Annotated in this window: 13 protein-coding genes and 1 pseudogene; 5 read left to right on the top strand and 9 right to left on the bottom strand. The window is 73.3% G+C overall.

The annotated features are described in order from the left end of the window. Positions 1-30: 30 nt before the first annotated feature. Positions 31-834, top strand: coding sequence for a MerR family transcriptional regulator (locus A949_RS0116545; RefSeq protein ID WP_019357131.1), 804 nt, complete (start codon positions 31-33; stop codon positions 832-834). Positions 835-941: 107 nt separating this feature from the next. Here the strand turns inward: A949_RS0116545 and A949_RS39640 are convergent, their stop codons facing one another. After that, positions 942-1,145, bottom strand: coding sequence for a DUF397 domain-containing protein (locus A949_RS39640; protein ID WP_019357130.1), 204 nt, complete (start codon positions 1,143-1,145; stop codon positions 942-944). 34 nt (positions 1,146-1,179) lie between these two features. Then, positions 1,180-1,929 (bottom strand): annotated as a pseudogene (locus tag A949_RS36585) (helix-turn-helix domain-containing protein); the annotation flags it as partial. Between the two features lie 202 nt (positions 1,930-2,131). Here A949_RS36585 and A949_RS33685 point away from each other — a divergent pair. Further along, on the top strand, positions 2,132-2,278 hold the full coding sequence (locus tag A949_RS33685; protein WP_175488429.1) for a hypothetical protein: 147 nt from the start codon (positions 2,132-2,134) through the stop codon (positions 2,276-2,278). Further along, positions 2,275-2,472, top strand: coding sequence for a hypothetical protein (locus A949_RS0116525; protein ID WP_019357127.1), 198 nt, complete (start codon positions 2,275-2,277; stop codon positions 2,470-2,472). Before A949_RS33685 ends, A949_RS0116525 begins: the two co-directional genes overlap by 4 nt. Before the next feature lie 37 nt (positions 2,473-2,509). On the opposite strand, the gene A949_RS0116520 is transcribed toward A949_RS0116525, so the two are convergent. The 6 genes from A949_RS0116520 to iolC all read right to left on the bottom strand — a co-directional run bounded on the left by A949_RS0116520 (position 2,510) and on the right by iolC (position 11,502). Next, positions 2,510-4,822, bottom strand: a complete 2,313-nt coding sequence (locus A949_RS0116520; RefSeq protein ID WP_019357126.1) for an FUSC family protein — start codon at positions 4,820-4,822, stop codon at positions 2,510-2,512. 213 nt (positions 4,823-5,035) lie between these two features. Further along, the gene (locus tag A949_RS0116515; protein ID WP_019357125.1) at positions 5,036-6,532 is read right to left on the bottom strand and encodes a CoA-acylating methylmalonate-semialdehyde dehydrogenase; all 1,497 of its coding nucleotides are present in this window, start codon (positions 6,530-6,532) and stop codon (positions 5,036-5,038) included. Positions 6,533-6,611: 79 nt separating this feature from the next. Then, a complete protein-coding gene (iolD, locus tag A949_RS0116510; protein ID WP_019357124.1) occupies positions 6,612-8,534 on the bottom strand; it encodes a 3D-(3,5/4)-trihydroxycyclohexane-1,2-dione acylhydrolase (decyclizing) in 1,923 nt (640 codons plus the stop codon). Further along, on the bottom strand, positions 8,531-9,463 hold the full coding sequence (iolB, locus tag A949_RS0116505; protein WP_019357123.1) for a 5-deoxy-glucuronate isomerase: 933 nt from the start codon (positions 9,461-9,463) through the stop codon (positions 8,531-8,533). Before iolB ends, iolD begins: the two co-directional genes overlap by 4 nt. A 16-nt stretch (positions 9,464-9,479) precedes the next feature. Continuing rightward, positions 9,480-10,367, bottom strand: a complete 888-nt coding sequence (locus tag A949_RS0116500; RefSeq protein ID WP_019357122.1) for a Cgl0159 family (beta/alpha)8-fold protein — start codon at positions 10,365-10,367, stop codon at positions 9,480-9,482. A gap of 151 nt (positions 10,368-10,518) precedes the next feature. Continuing rightward, positions 10,519-11,502 (bottom strand): 5-dehydro-2-deoxygluconokinase, encoded by a 984-nt coding sequence (gene iolC, locus A949_RS0116495; protein WP_026004716.1) that lies wholly within the window; start codon positions 11,500-11,502, stop codon positions 10,519-10,521. A gap of 278 nt (positions 11,503-11,780) precedes the next feature. Between iolC and A949_RS0116490 the strand changes: the two genes are divergently transcribed. Further along, positions 11,781-12,704 carry a sugar phosphate isomerase/epimerase family protein gene (locus A949_RS0116490; RefSeq protein WP_019357120.1) on the top strand — a complete coding sequence of 308 codons (924 nt, stop codon included), beginning with the start codon at positions 11,781-11,783 and terminating at the stop codon, positions 12,702-12,704. 236 nt (positions 12,705-12,940) lie between these two features. On the opposite strand, the gene A949_RS35605 is transcribed toward A949_RS0116490, so the two are convergent. Beyond that, the gene (locus A949_RS35605; protein WP_078565455.1) at positions 12,941-13,753 is read right to left on the bottom strand and encodes a DedA family protein; all 813 of its coding nucleotides are present in this window, start codon (positions 13,751-13,753) and stop codon (positions 12,941-12,943) included. A gap of 185 nt (positions 13,754-13,938) precedes the next feature. On the opposite strand from A949_RS35605, the gene A949_RS39135 reads away from it, so the two are divergent. Then, positions 13,939-14,283, top strand: a complete 345-nt coding sequence (locus A949_RS39135; RefSeq protein ID WP_237735843.1) for a heavy-metal-associated domain-containing protein — start codon at positions 13,939-13,941, stop codon at positions 14,281-14,283. The last annotated feature ends 344 nt before the right edge of the window (positions 14,284-14,627 follow it).

Raw genomic sequence — 14,627 nt, 5'->3', positions numbered from 1 at the left:
CACCGGATGCCGGCGGCGACAATGCGGAGCATGGCTGAGGAAACCGGCCCGGAGGGCCTGACCGTCGGACAGGTCTCGGCCCGGCTCGGTGTGACCGTACGCGCGCTGCACCACTGGGACGAGATCGCCCTGGCATGTCCGTCGCTGCGCACGGCCGGCGGATACCGGCTCTACACGGCCGCCGATCTGGAACGTCTGCACCGCATCGTCGTCCACCGCGAGATCGGTCTCGGCCTGGACCGGATCAGGACCGTCCTGGACGACTCGACCGCGGACGTGCCCGGCGCGCTGCGCGCGCAGCGCGCCCAGGTGGCGGAACGCATCGCCCGCCTCCAGCGGCTGAGCGCCGGACTGGACCGGATGATCGACGCCCACGAGAACGGCCTGCTGCTGACCGCCGAGCAGCAGGCCGCGCTCTTCGGCCCGGAGTGGAATCCGGCCTGGACCGCGCAGGCCCGCGAACAGTACGGAGACACCGCGCAGTGGCGGCAGTTCGCCGAACGCTCGGCCTCACGGACTCCGGAGGAATGGCAGTCCGTCGCCGAAGCGGTCGCCGGCCTCGACCGCGCTCTCGCCGAGGCGATGGACGCCGGGGTGGCCCCGGGTACTCGGGCGGCGAGCCACCTCGTCGAACGGCACCGCGAGGTCTTCGCCTCGTACTTCCCCCTCACCCGGCAGATGCAGGTCTGTCTCGCCCGCAGATACGAGGCCGATCCGGGCTTCGCCGCCCACTACGACGCCCTCCGCCCCGGCCTCTCCACCTGGTTCCGCCACCTAGTGGACGCCGACGCCCGCGCCCACGGCATCGACCCCGACACGGCGACCTGGGAGTGACGCACGGGGGTCGGGCGACCGCGCGGCACCGCCGGGCATGAAGACGGCGGAGAAGAGGAGCGACAGGCCGAAGGACGGCACAGGACGGTTCTCGGGAGCGGCGGAACCTACCGCGCAGGCCGGCCGTCACCGAGCCGCGTGACGAACGCCACCCAAGCGTGCGCCGCGAACACCAACGGTGCCCGCGCCGGATCCTTGCTGTCACGCACCGGGACGACGCCGGGGAAGCCGTCCGCCACCTCGACGCACTCTCCGCCCGCTGCGTTGCTGTAGCTGCTTGCGCGCCAGCGCGCGCCGCTCAGATCCATCATGTCTGTAGCCTTCCGCTGCGTCGGCGATCATTTGTACGGACATCGCTATGGGAAGCGACTCCGCACGCAATTGATCGTAAGCCCGGTTGAACGACGCTACGTCGTCTGGCTCTTCAAACAGTTGTCCGTGTTCGGCACCCTCGGCATACGCCGTCTCGGATCCATCCGGCATGGTGAGGAGGGTGAGTGACCCACCCAACAGCGGGTGTGCACCAGAGCTGAAAGGGAGAACCTGAACGGTGTGCTGGGTGCAAGCCTCGCGCAGCCTCACCAACTGATCTCGCATTGATGTGTGTCCTCCCACCGGGCGCATGAGAACTGCTTCGTCGAGCACAACGGAGAGCGCGGGAGCGCCAACCCCCTCAAGCCGTCCCTGTCGTGCCATTCGAGCCGCGACACGTTCGTCGAGCATGTGGGCGCTGGTCAGCGTCCGACCGCGTCGCAACACGGCGCGAGCATACGGCTCTGTCTGCAGAAAGCCGGGCACGGCCTGCGATGCGTACATGCGAATAATGATCGCCCTCTCAGAGAGCTCCATGAACCTGCGTGCCCAGTCCGGAAAGCTCTCCCGGTACACGTGCGGCCAGAGGTCGACCAGCAGGCCGCCCGCCTCGAGGGCATCGTCGAGGGCGCGGGTCAGCTCCGCGGTGGGGCGGGCTCCGGAGGCGCATTCCAGTTGGGCGACCCGGCCGGGGCTGACGAACACCCGGGCGGCGAGGTCCCGCTGGGTCCAGCCGCGCCGTTCTCTGAGCCGTTTGAGGTGGACACCGTAGAGGGCCGCCATGCTCGATGACGGGTCGAGTGGAGTTTTGGCCATGGGCTCACCCCGGCTGGCTATTACGGAACGAGTAAAGCTGTCAGTGCTGTTGAGACTACGTCGCGTCACGCACTCTTGTTGCTGTGAGCCGGAAAATCCAGCGCGAGGACGATTCATGAACGACGGGCCGCAGGTGCCTGACTGCCAGGACTGTGCATGGTTCCGCACGATGATCAGGCGAGCGGCGTGGGACCCGCAGCCGCGTGCCGATCTGGAGGCGCTGTTCGCGGCGCATCTGCGCCGCAGACACGGAAGCGGCGACGGCGGCGGCAGCGGGGGCGAGATGGGCGACGGGCCCGGGCTGCGGAGCGTGTGACGGTGTGGGCCGAGGGCGACCGGGTGCGGGACGCGAAGACGGGCAAGCCGGGGACGGTGGTGCAGGTGACCGGCCCGGCGCCGTTCATCTACCGGGTGCTGGTGGAGGAGGACGACACCGGCGGGCCGCCCATCATGATCTACCGGTACGGCGACCAGTTGCGCCGGGCTCCGGTGCGGACCGGGCCCGCGTGACGGCGGTCCGCGACGGGCACGCCCCTGGACGGGGAGCTCAGGACTTCTTCGGGGCTGCCGCCTGGGTGAGGTCGTCCAGTGCGTCGGTGAGGAGTTCGGCCGTGCGCAGGGCCACCGGTGGCGGGTGGTCGGCCTTCTCCCACCAGCGGGCCAGGGCCTGGTGGACGCGCTTCCACTCCAGCGGTTCGCTCTCCCGGACCGCGGTGACGGCGGCGGACATGTCGGTGGCGACCGCCGCCGAGAAGTCGGCGGCGGCGCTGTCGGGGCGGGCGTCCGGGCCGGGGAGGTGGGCCTCCAGCAGCATGCAGGCGCGGCCCATGGTGACCAGTGCGGACTGGGCGTCGCTCGCGGAGCGGCGGGAGAGGCGGCCGCGGTGGCGGACGGGTTCGGCCTCGGCGCGGCTGAGGGTCTGCTCCCAGTCCTGCCGGGCCGCCCGGGTGTCCAGCAGCGCTTCGCGCACCTGGCGGGGTGCGTGTGCGGCGGGCTGCGCGAAGGCGTCGAGCACGGCGATGGCGTACCGGCCGGTCGCGGCCAGCCAGTCGGCGAGCCGGTCGCGCAGCAGGGGGGTGTGCCAGGCGGGGAAGAGCGCGTAGCTGAGCATGGCGAGCAGCCCGCCGAGCGCGGTGAGTCCGGCGCGCTCGAAGGCGGTCTGGTACCAGTCGGTGCCCAGGATGCCGAGCAGGAAGATGACGTAGGCGCCGGTGCAGACGGAGGCGATGACGTATCCGGTGCTCAGCAGCAGGTAGAGGAAGCCGACGCTGAGCACGGCGAGCCCGGCGCTGAGGTAGGGGCCGGGTCCGGCCAGGGCCATCACGGTGCCCGCGATGGCGACGCCGACGAAGGTGCCCACGGCGCGGCCGATGCCGCGTTCGTAGGTGCGGGAGAAGTCCGGCCGCAGCACCATGACGGCGGTCAGCGGCACCCAGTAGCCGTGTGCGGGCGGCAGGGCCCGGCCGATCAGGTAGCCGACGGAGACGACGGCGCTGACGCGCAGCGCGTGCCGCAGGATCAGCGACTTCCAGTGGAGTTCGCGGCGCAGGGCGCGCAGCGCGACGGGCACCAGCCCGGCGAGGGTGGGCATGTGCAGATGGCGGTGGCGGGCGAGCGCGTGCCCGGCGGCGGGGGTGTGCTTGCCGCCGGCGGCCTTGCGGCGGGCGTTCTCGGAGTCCCGGGCCTCGGCCTCCTCGGCGGCCACCTCGTCCGGGTCCGGGCCGTAGGGGCCGTCCAGGCTGGCGTCCACTCCGGGGTGCTGGTCGGGGAAGCCCCGGCGGCGGCCCTCGCGGTCGGCCACGTGCCAGGTGACGCGGGCGAGCACCCCGCCGCGGGTGACCTCCACGGGCTCCTGGGCCGCCTCCACCGCGTCGTCCGTGAGGGCGATGAGGCGCAGGGCCGCGCGCCGTGCGGGGCCGCTGAGGACGGGGCCGCTCTTGGGCACCTGGAGGACGTCCAGGGCCTGGTCGGGCAGCCGGACGCGTTGGCCGCGCCGGATGGCGCGCGCGGAGGCGTCCAGTACGGTCGCGGCGGCGGCCAGCAACTCGCGTACCCGGTCCCGTTCGGGCCCCACCATCGGGGCGCCGCCGACCACCGGGTCGGCGAGGGAGGCCAGCACGGGGCGGAAGCGTTCGGCCATGGCCCGGTAGCCGTGCAACTGGCGCGGTCTGCGGCGGGCCTGGCGCGGGGTGACGGCGGCGGCGGTGCGGGCCTGGATGAGCGGTTCGGGGTCGAAGGGCGCCATCGGGTCGTGGCGGAGCCGCCGCGCGTAGTCGGCGACGGCGGCCAGCGCGTCGGCGAGGGTGTCGCGGTGTGCGCCCCAGGGCCGTACGGGGAACAGCACGATGAGTCCGGCCTGCACCACGCCGCCCATGGCGATGAGCGCGGCGTGATTGAGCGCGCCCAGGGTGCTGGTGGGCAGGTGGACGGTGATCAGCATCACGGAGATGTTGAAGGCGGCCACCACTCCGGAGGTGGGGCCCACACCCCAGGCCATCCCGGCCAGGAAGGCCCACAGCGCCAGCAGCAGCACGAACGCCCAGGGCATGCCGATCAGCAGATAGCCGAGGAAGGTGGAGACGGCCAGGCCGGTCGAGGCCGCCAGCGCCAGTACGGGCCGGGGCCGCCAGCTGCGCTGGAAGGTGGCGATGCCGGAGGCGAAGGCGCCGAACGCGCTGGAGACGGCCAGTTGCGGGGTGCCGATCAGCAGCGCCAGTCCGACGACCAGTCCGACGCCGCACGCGCCGCGCACCGCGGTCAGCGGTGTCAGCGAGGCGCGCTCCACGCTGAGTCCGGAGCGCGCGGTGTCCTTCAGCGCCCGGAGCCAGGGCAGTGGTGCGGCCTTCAAGTACCCGAGCATGCGATCGACCCTACCGAAGGCGAACGTCCTGGTGACGCAGCCGGACGGGGGCGGGAGGCCCGCCGCGGCGCGGTGGTGCCGCCCGGTGTCCGGTCCGGCCGCCGGGCGGTGGCCGGACCGGTGTCCGCGGGCTCCCGCCGGTGCGGCGGGGGCGTGGGCTGTGCGGGCTTCCGGGGTGTCAGCCGGCCGCCCGAGCGGCGATGGACGGCGGCGTCAGTGGTTGCTGGGGAAGCCGAGGTTGATGCCGCCGCTGTCGGCGGGGTCGGGCCAGCGGGTGGTGACGACCTTGCCGCGGGTGTAGAACTGCACGCCGTCGTTGCCGTAGATGTGCAGATCGCCGAAGAGGCTCTGCTTCCAGCCGCCGAAGGAGTGGTAGCCGACCGGGACCGGGATGGGCACGTTGACGCCCACCATTCCGGCCTCCACCTCCAGTTGGAAGCGGCGGGCCGCGCCGCCGTCCCGGGTGAAGACGGCGGCGCCGTTGCCCCACTTGCTGGCGTTGATCAGCGCGATGCCCTCGTCGTAGGTCTCGGCCCGCACCACGCACAGCACCGGGCCGAAGATCTCGTCGTCGTAGGCGGCCATGCCGGGGCGGACGTCGTCCAGCAGCGAGACGCCGAGGAAGAAGCCCTCCGGGTGATCCTCGACCCGGAAGCCGGTGCCGTCCACGACGACCTTCGCGCCCTGGTCGGCGGCGCCCGCCACATAGGAGGCGACCTTGTCGCGGTGCTCGCGGGTGATGAGCGGGCCCATCTCGCTGGCCGGGTCGTCGCCGGGGCCGATGCGCAGCGCCGCGGCCCGCTCGGCGATCTTGGCGACCAGTTCGTCGCCGGTGCCTCCGACGGCGACGACGACGGAGACGGCCATGCACCGCTCGCCCGCCGAGCCGTAGGCGGCGTTGATGGCGTTGTCCGCCGCGTGGTCGAGATCGGCGTCGGGCAGCACCATCATGTGGTTCTTGGCGCCGCCGAGGGCCTGCACCCGCTTGCCGTGGGCGGTGGCCTCGGCCTGGACGTGCCGGGCGATGGGGGTGGAGCCGACGAAGGAGACCGCGGCCACGTCCGGGTGGGACAGCAGCCGGTCGACGGCCGTCCGGTCGCCGTTGACGACGTTGAGCACACCGTCGGGCAGCCCGGCCTCGGCGGCGAGTTCGGCGAGCCGGTAGGCGGCGGAGGGGTCCTTCTCGCTGGGCTTGAGGACGAAGGTGTTCCCGCAGGCGACAGCCAGCGGGAACATCCACATCGGCACCATCGCGGGGAAGTTGAACGGGGTGATGCCCGCGACCACGCCGACCGGCTGCCGGATGGAGGAGACGTCCACCCGGGTGGAGACCTGGGTGGACAGCTCGCCCTTGAGCTTCTCCGGGATGCCGCAGGCCAGCTCCAGGATCTCCATGCCGCGGGCGACCTCGCCCAGCGCGTCGGAGTGCACCTTGCCGTGCTCGGCCGTGATCAGCGCGGCGATCTCGTCGCGCCGCGCGTCCAGCAGCTCGCGGTACTTGAACAGGAAGGCGGTGCGCCGGGCCAGCGAGGACTGCGACCACTCGGGGCAGGCCGCGGCCGCGGCGGCGACCGCGGCGTCCACCTCCTGGACGGAGGCGAGCGCGACCTGGGTGGGCTGCGCGCCCGTGGCGGGGTCGTAGACGGGGCCGACGTTGCCGGAGGCGGACTCCACCGGCTTGTTGCCGATCCAGTGGCCGAGGGTCTTCATGGGGACGGGACCTTTCGTGGTGCGGGTGAGGGAGCAGGGGCGCGGGTGCCGCGGCGCGGGCACCGGTGCCGACGCGCGGTCACAGATACCGCCTCCGGTCGGCGCGTTGCCGTTCGTACTCCGCGCGGGCCCGGCGCGCGGCCGGACGCTGCGAGGTCTCGGCGACGGCGACGTCCCACCACGCCTGCGGCCCGGGGGCGGGGACGGCCGGGTCCGGGTCGGTCTCGACGTGGACGCAGGTGGGCCGGTCGGAGGCGCGCGCCGCGGCCAGCGCCTCGCGGAGCTGGTCGCAGGTGGCGGCCCGGTGCACCACCATGCCGAGCGAGGCGGCGTTGGCGGCCAGGTCGACAGGGAGCGGCGCGCCGGTGTAGCCGCCGTCCTCGTCCCGGAACCGGTAGGCGGTGCCGAAGCGTTCGCCGCCGGTCTGCTCGGACAGGCCGCCGATGGAGGCGTAGCCGTGGTTCTGCACCAGGACGACGTTGATGTCGATGCCCTCCTGGACCGCGGTGACGATCTCGGTGGGCAGCATCAGATACGTGCCGTCGCCCACCAGCGCCCACACCGGGCGGTCCGGTGCCGCCAGCCGGACGCCGATCGCCGCTGGGATCTCGTAGCCCATGCAGGAGAAGCCGTACTCGACGTGGTACTGGCGCGGGGAGCGGGCCCGCCACAGCTTGTGCAGATCCCCGGGCATCGATCCGGCGGCGTTGATGACGACGTCCTCGTCCCCGACGACGGAGTCCAGGGCGCCGAGCACCTGGGTCTGCGAGGGCCGGGCCGGCGCGCCCGGCGGGTGCGGTGCGAACGCCTCGGTGACGGTGCGCTCCCACGCCGTTCTGCCGCGCCCGTACTCGGCCTCGTAGTCGGGTGAGACCCGGTGTCCGCGCAGTGCGCCGGTCAGCGCCTCCAGCGCGGCGCGCGCGTCGGCGACGACGGCGGTCGCGCCGAGCTTGTGCCCGTCGAAGGCGGTGATGTTGAGGTTGAGGAAGCGCGCGGTGGACGGGAAGAGGGTGTGGGAGGCGGTGGTGAAGTCGGTGTACCGGGTGCCGACCCCGATCACCAGGTCGGCGGTGCGGGCCAGCTCGTCGGCGACGGCGGTGCCGGTGTGGCCGATGCCGCCCACATCGCAGGGGTGGTCATGGGGGGACCTCCCGGCCGAGGGCGGGGAGAGCAGCGAGCCCTTGCCCGCCTGGGTGGCGGCCACCGGGATGCCGGTCACGTCGGCGAAGGCCCGCAGCGCTTCCTCGGCCTCGCTGTGGTGGACGCCGCCGCCCGCGATCAGCAGCGGCCGCCGGGCGCCGCGGACGGCCTCGGCCGCCGCGGCGAGCGCCTCGGGTTCGGGGACCGGGCGCGGCACCCGCCAGACGCGCTCGGCGAAGAACTCCTCGGGCCAGTCGTAGGCCTCGGTCTGCACGTCCTGGGGCAGCGCGAGGGTCACGGCGCCGGTCTCGGCGGGGTCGGTGAGCACCCGCATGGCCTGGAGGGCGGCCGGGATCAGCGCCTCGGGGCGCAGCACCCGGTCGAAGTAGCGGGACACGGGGCGCAGCACGTCGTTGACCGAGACGTCGCCCGCGTACGGCACCTCCAGCTGCTGGAGGACCGGGTCGGGGGCGCGACCGGCGAAGACGTCGCCGGGCAGCAGCAGGACGGGCAGCCGGTTGACGGTGGCCAGCGCGGCACCGGTGGTCAGGTTGGTGGCCCCGGGGCCGATGGAGGTGGTGACGGCCTGTGCCGAGAGGCGGTTGCGCTGGCGGGCGAAGCCGACGGCGGCGTGCACCATCGCCTGTTCGTTGCGGCCCTGGTGGAAGGGGAGCGGCGCCTCTTTCGAGGACCGGCCCTGCCCGCTCTCCACGAGCGCCTGTCCGAGCCCGGCGACATTGCCGTGTCCGAAGATGCCCCAGCAGGCGTCGATCAGCCGGTGCCGCCGGCCGTCGCGTTGGGTGTGCTGGGCGGCGAGGAAGCGCACGAGGGCCTGTGCGACGGTCAGCCTGACGGTCGTCATCGCTCGCCCTCCTCGTTCTGCGCAGCACCGCGCGATTCTGCGGAATCCTTCGCTTCATACAGCGGAAGCCTTGGATCCATAGGCGTTTCGCTCCAGGCGCCACGAATCCACGAGTGATCTGGATGGTCGCAGATAAGCCACGCGCGATCCACCCCCGGGCCCGCCATCACGTTCAGGTAGTACATGTCGTGACCCGGCGCCGCCATGGAGGGCCCGTGCCAGCCGTCCGGGATGAGCACCGCGTCCCCGCCGCGCACCTCGGCCAGCACGTCGGTGCCCCGGCCGCGGCCGCTGGGGGTCACCCGCTGGTAGCCCAGGCCCTCGGTGGCGCCGCGGGGGGCGATCTCGTAGTAGTAGATCTCCTCCAGCTCGCTCTCCGCCCCGGCCCGCTCCTCGTCGTGCTTGTGCGGCGGGTAGGAGGACCAGTTGCCGCCCGGGGTGAGGACTTCGACGGCGATGAGCCGGTCGGCCTCGAACACGCCCGCTGCGGCGAAGTTGTTCACCTGCCGCGAGCAGGTGCCGCTGCCGCGCAGTTCCACCGGCACGTCCTCGGCGGCGCCGTAGCGCACCGGCAGCCGCCGCTCGCAGCGCGCCCCGGTGAGCGCGAACCGGCCGCCCGCCACGCTGCTGATCTCCACCTCGGTGTCGCGCGGGACGTAGGCGAAGTCGCTGACGGCGGCGAAGACGCTCTCCCGTCCGCGCAGTTCCAGGGTGTGCCCCTCGGCCCGCACGGTGCAGCCGCCGCTGAGCGGCAGCACGATCCACTCGCTCGGCCCGGTCGCGAACGTGTGGCCGGCGCCCGGGGCCAGCTCCAGCACCCGCAGCGACGAGTGGCCCCACTCGGCGCTCTCCGGACTGACGGCGAGCGAATACGGGCCCGAGGCGGCGCTGCCCGCCCGCAGATGGAAACCCGAGCTGGTGTCTGTCATCTCCTTGCAGCCCCTTTCAGAGCAGTCCGACGGCGGTGTCCACGGCCGAGCCGACGTCGCCGCCGGCCGGGTAGAGCAGGGAGCGCCCGACGACCAGTCCCCGCACGGTCGGCAGGCCGAGTGCCTTGCGCCACTTCTCGTAGGCGCCCTCCTGGTCGCCGTGCACCTCTCCGCCGAGCAGCACGACGGGCAGCGTGGAGGCCGCGCACACCCGCGCCATGTCCTCCGGGTCGTCGGTGACCGGCAGTTTGAGCCAGGTGTAGGCGGAGGTGCCGCCCAGCCCGGAGGCGATGGCGACCGAGCGGGCGACGGCGGGGCCGCGGAGGTCGTTGACCACCCGGCCGCCGCTGCGGGTGCTCAGGAACGGCTCCACGAAGACCGGCAGCCGGTGCGCCGCCATGTCGTCGACGGCGCGGGCCGCGGAGTGCAGCGTGCGCAGCGAACCGGGGTCCTGGAGGTCGATCCGCAGCAGCAGCTTGCCGCCGTCGAAGCGGGCCCGGGCCAGGTCCTCGGCGCGGTGCCCGGTGAAGCGGTCGTCCAGCTCGAAGGAGGCGCCGGCCAGTCCGCCGCGGTTCATCGAGCCGAGCACCACCTTGTCCTCCAGGGCGCCCAGCAGCAGCAGGTCCTCCAGGATGTCCGCGGAGGCCAGCACCCCGTCGACCCCGGGCCGGGAGAGCGCCAGGACGAGGCGCTCCAGCAGGTCGGCGCGGTCGGCCATGGCCAGTTCGTCACCGCCGACGCCCAGCGCGCCGCGGGCGGGGTGGTCCGCGGCGACGATCATCAGCCGGGCGCCGTCCCGCACCAGCGGCCGGCGCCTGCGGCGCGCCGCGGCCTCGGCGATGGCCTCCGGATGACGGGTCCTCAGGGCCGTCAGCTCGGAGATGCTGACACTGCTGGAGGTCAAGGGTGACTCTCTTTCGGGCGTCGGGGGTGCGGGACGGGCGCGGGTCCGGGTCCGGATCCGGGGTGCCGCCGTACCGCCGGGGTGGGTGCGCCCGTGCCGTCTCGGAAAGCGCGTGGGCCCGGCGGACGGGCGCCCGGCGGGCGGGTGGCCGTCAGGCGCGCAGCAGCTCCTCGACCTCGGGCGCGGCGGGCATGGCCGAGGAGCAGGCCAGGCGGGCGGCGACGAGGGCGCCGGCGGCGTTGGCGTACCGCATCGTGTACTCCGGCTCCCAGCCGGAGAGCAGCCCGTGGCAGAGCGCGCCGCCGAACGCGTCGCCCGCGCCGAGCCCGTTGACGACCTCCACCGGGTGCGGCGGCACCTCGACGGCGGTGCCGTCCGCGTGCACGGCCAGCACCCCCTTCGGGCCCTGTTTGACGACGGCCAGTTCGACTCCGGCGGCGAGCAGCGCCTCGGCACAGGCGTGCGGCTCGCGGACTCCGGTGGCGACCTCGCACTCGGCGAGGTTGCCGACGGCGACGGTGGCGTGCGCGAGGGCCTGCCGGTAGTGGGGCCGGGCCTGTTCGGCCGCCTCCTCGCCGGTGAGCGGACCGGCCGCGCCCGCGCCCCAGAACATCGGCCGCCAGTCCAGGTCGAGGACGGTGGCGACCGCGTCGTCGCGGCCGGGCGCCCGGGCGGCGAGCGCGGCGAGGGTGGCGGCCCGGCTGGGTTCCGCGCACAGTCCGGTGCCGGTCGCCCAGAAGACGGCGGCGCCGCTGACACCCGCCAGGTCGAGCTCCCCGGTGCGGATCTCCAGGTCGGGCGCCTTGGGCCGGCGGTAGAAGTAGAGCGGGAAGTCGTCCGGCGGGAAGATCTCGCAGAATGTCACCGGGGTGGGGTACTGCGCCACGGGCGTCACCCAGCGGTCGTCCACGCCGAAGCCGCGCAGCGCCTCGTGGCAGTAGACGCCGAACGGGTCGTCGCCGGTGCGGGTGATGACCGCGGCGGAGCGGCCGAGCCGGGCCGCGGCGACGGCCACGTTGGTCGCGGAGCCGCCGAGGAACTTGCCGAAGCTCTCCACGTGCTGGAGCGGGACGCCGCTCTGGAGCGGGTAGAGGTCGACCCCGATGCGGCCCATGGTCAGTACGTCGTGCGGCATGCCCGGATCGTGCGGCGCGCGCGGCTGCGGCTCGGTCATCTCTCCGGTGCCTCTCTTCCCTCGCCGGTCGGGTGGTGGCCCGCGGTGTGCGCAGGTATCCGGTTCATCGTCCGTCGCGGTGCCGACCAGTGTCAATAATTTGTCCTTACATATTGACGTCGAGGGGCACCGCAGGGTGCACCTCGGAGCCTGCCCACGGCCGGACGACTTCGGCAGGATGAAGCGTTGTCCTGACAAACTCTTGACCGGGCTCCTCCGGACCGGATTGGCTCTGGTCCATGACTGGCACTTCCGCCCCCTCCTCCCCCTCCCTCGACCGCATCCGGGTCGGCTCGGCACCCGACTCCTGGGGCGTGTGGTTCCCCGACGACCCTCAGCAGGTGCCCTGGCAGCGCTTCCTGGACGAGGTGGCGCAGGCGGGCTACCACTGGATCGAACTCGGCCCCTACGGCTACCTGCCGACCGATCCGGCCCGGTTGGCCGACGAGGTCGCCGCACGCGACCTGAAGGTCTCCGCCGGCACGGTCTTCACCTCCCTGCACCGGGGACCGGACGTCTGGGACGAGACCTGGGCCCACGTCTCCCAGGTCGCCGAACTCACCCGCGCCATGGGAGCCGGCCACCTCGTGGTCATCCCGTCCTTCTGGCGCGACGACCGGACCGCCGAACCGATCGAGCCGGCCGAGTTGACCGCCGCGCAGTGGCGGCACCTCGCCGAGGGCACCGAGCGGCTGGCGCGGGAGGTCGGCGAGAAGTACGGGCTGCGCATCGCCGTGCACCCGCACGCCGACACCCACATCGACACCGAGGAACACGTCGTCCGCTTTCTCGACGCCACCGACTCCGGGCTGGTCAACCTCTGCCTGGACACCGGGCACTACGCCTACTGCGGCGGCGACAGCGTCGAGCTGATCGAACGCTACGGCGAGCGGATCGACTACCTGCACCTCAAACAGGTGGACCCGGAGATCCTCGCCGACGTCGTCCGCGAGGAGACCCCCTTCGGACCCGCGGTGCGCCGCGGAGTGATGTGCGAACCCCCCGGGGGTGTACCGGAGCTGGAACCCGTCCTGACCGCGGCCCAGAACCTGGGCGTGGACCTGTTCGCCATCGTCGAGCAGGACATGTACCCGTGCCCGCCGGACCAGCCCTTCCCCATCGCCGAACGCACCCGCCGGTTCCTGCGCAGTTGCGGGGCATAGCCGCGGACGACAGCCGCGTCACCAATGTCACCGTTTCACGGGTTCGGTGTCACAGCGCCGCACAGCACCCGGCGCAGGGTCACTCTCCGTCGTTCACCAGGCACAGGCTGAGTGATCACCAGTCACCCTGGGAGGTGCGAGAGATGGCCGACCGAACCCTCTGGTCGTACAAGGAGATCGCCGCGCACATCAGCGTGCGACCGGACACCGTGCGCTCCTACCGGAAACACGGCCTGCTACCGCCACCCGATCTCGTGGAAGGAGGCAAGCCGTACTGGTACGCGGACACCGTCCGCGACTGGGTGACCCGCAGGCCGGGACACCGCGGCGGCCACTGACGCGGCCTCGGCCGCCACTTCGGGCGCAGCGCCCCGAGCACCGGCCGGAGCACTCTCACCCCGGGGCGGCACCACAGGTGCCGCCCCGGCCGACGTCCGGGGCCCCGCCAAAACAGCAGGAGCCGACGGAAGCGCGGGCCGGGGCGGAGCCGAGCGGGACGGCGTCCGCCGCCGCAGCAGCCGCTGCACCGACCCGGCGGCCGCGGCCAGCACCGCCGAGGCGCCGATTCCGATCAGCGCACCGGACAGCGTCCCGGCGAGCGCCCGTCCGCCCCAGTAGCCGACTCCGACCGAGTAGACCGCCCAGAGCAGTTCCGCCAGGCCGGAGCCGAGCAGGAAGCGGCGTACCGGGTAGCCCGCCGCCCCGGTGGCCAGTCCGCCGACGATCCGGCCGCTGGGCAGGAAGCGGACGGCGATCACGAACGGCACCCCGTACCGGCCGACGCGCTCCTGCGTCCACTCCAGCGCCGCCCGGCGGCGGCCGCGGGACAGCCGGCGGCGGAGCCGCGCCCCGGTCCGCCGCCCGAGTCCGTACATCAGCGCATCCCCGGCCAGGGCGCTGCCCGCCACGGTCAGCAGCACCAGCGGCAGCGGGATCCGGCCCGTCGCCGCCAGCGCTCCGGCCGCCGCGATCAGCGCGGAGTTGGGCACCAGCGGCGGCAGGGTCGTCAGGGCCACCACGGCGAGCGTCAGCAGCAGCGCGCCGTCCACGCCGACCACCTGCCTTCCGCCGGGCGTCCGCCGCGGGCGCGTCCCTGCCGGACTCGGCGGGCGGCGCCCCGGAGACGGTGGCGGCGGGCCGGTGGCGGGACCGGTGCCGGACCACGATGCCGCGGGGGCGCCGCGGGGCCGGAGCGGCTTCGGGAGCGCGCTTGGCGGATACCCTGCGGGGGTATATCGTCTGTTCCGCGGGCACCGACGGGAGGGCCGGGCCCTCCGATGCTGCCCGCACCGGGACTCCGTGCAGGGTTTCCGCAGGGACTCCCGCAGAGAAATGCGTACCGAGAGTTGAGGAGCGGGTCATGAGCAGCGTCACGACCACCTACAAGGTTTCCGGAATGACCTGCGGCCACTGCGAGGGCGCGGTCTCCGAGGAGATCTCCCGGATCGAGGGCGTCTCGGCAGTGCAGGCCGTGGCCGCCTCCGGAGAGGTCGCCGTCACCTCCTCCGGCGAGCTGGACGACACCGCCGTGCGCGACGCCGTCGACGAGGCCGGGTACGAGCTGGTGGGCCGGGCCTGACAACGGCCGGGCACCGGCTCGCGGGCATCGACCACTTCCAGTGTCGCCCCGCACCGGACCCCGCGCAGCCCGGGCAGCGAGCGAGCCCGGCAGTCGGAGAGTCCGGCAGTCGGAGAGTCCGGCACTCCGGACGGCAGAAAGCGCCCCGCCGACCAGGTCCCCCCACGGGCCCGTCGACGGGGCGCTTCCATTCCCGGTCATGGATTCCCCCCACGGGATCCTGGCCGGGCGCCTCTGGGTGTCCGTGCTGCGGGAGGGCCGCTCAAGCTCCCCGCGCACGTTCACCGTTTCTTCACTCCCCATCCGTCCCCCAAGACAGATGTGAAGCAGTGGCGAAGGCTCCG

It is taken from the genome of Streptomyces sp. AA1529 (genome assembly GCF_000280905.1).
Classification (GTDB): Bacteria; Actinomycetota; Actinomycetes; order Streptomycetales; family Streptomycetaceae; genus Streptomyces.
The sequence above is the reverse complement of the archived record's forward strand: the minus strand, read 5'-3'. Positions and strand labels throughout refer to the sequence as shown.

Coding starts and splice junctions, on each gene's coding strand:
- A949_RS0116545 (WP_019357131.1), top strand. CDS start 31: ATGGCTGAGGAAACCGGCCCGGAGGGCCTGACCGTCGGACAGGTCTCG.
- A949_RS39640 (WP_019357130.1), bottom strand. CDS start 1,145: ATGATGGATCTGAGCGGCGCGCGCTGGCGCGCAAGCAGCTACAGCAAC.
- A949_RS33685 (WP_175488429.1), top strand. CDS start 2,132: ATGATCAGGCGAGCGGCGTGGGACCCGCAGCCGCGTGCCGATCTGGAG.
- A949_RS0116520 (WP_019357126.1), bottom strand. CDS start 4,822: ATGCTCGGGTACTTGAAGGCCGCACCACTGCCCTGGCTCCGGGCGCTG.
- A949_RS0116515 (WP_019357125.1), bottom strand. CDS start 6,532: ATGAAGACCCTCGGCCACTGGATCGGCAACAAGCCGGTGGAGTCCGCC.
- iolD (WP_019357124.1), bottom strand. CDS start 8,534: ATGACGACCGTCAGGCTGACCGTCGCACAGGCCCTCGTGCGCTTCCTC.
- iolB (WP_019357123.1), bottom strand. CDS start 9,463: ATGACAGACACCAGCTCGGGTTTCCATCTGCGGGCGGGCAGCGCCGCC.
- iolC (WP_026004716.1), bottom strand. CDS start 11,502: ATGCCGCACGACGTACTGACCATGGGCCGCATCGGGGTCGACCTCTAC.
- A949_RS0116490 (WP_019357120.1), top strand. CDS start 11,781: ATGACTGGCACTTCCGCCCCCTCCTCCCCCTCCCTCGACCGCATCCGG.